Source organism: Halomonas sp. SIMBA_159 (assembly GCF_046536035.1).
Lineage (GTDB): Bacteria > Pseudomonadota > Gammaproteobacteria > Pseudomonadales > Halomonadaceae > Vreelandella > Vreelandella venusta_A.
In genome coordinates this window covers 1-235 of the sequence record NZ_JAWJBT010001637.1, presented here as the reverse complement: position 1 = coordinate 235, position 235 = coordinate 1, and the positions used below count along the sequence as shown (strand labels likewise).

General features: G+C 53.6%; 1 protein-coding gene. It reads left to right on the top strand.

The genetic code is table 11. From position 1 onward, the window contains the following. The coding region (locus tag R0J87_RS24755; RefSeq protein WP_498889685.1) for a hypothetical protein at positions 1–235 on the top strand (235 nt) is incomplete at both ends.

Below are 235 nucleotides of genomic sequence, written 5' to 3'. Positions count from 1 at the left end.
CGGCAACAACCTGCTGGCTTCCATGCGTCATCTGGGAACCGGCAATCCGAATGAGTGGCTGGACAACCTGGACTGGGACGCCAAGGCAACCCTGCTCAGTCGCGAATGCGGCAGCATTCTGGAAAAAACGGATGCCCGGCTGGAAACGATCCTTTTTCACTCAGATACCCGTGGTTATACCTATATCTCAGACAACATCAAAGCCCATCGGGAATCGGTGAAAACGGTCCGTAAA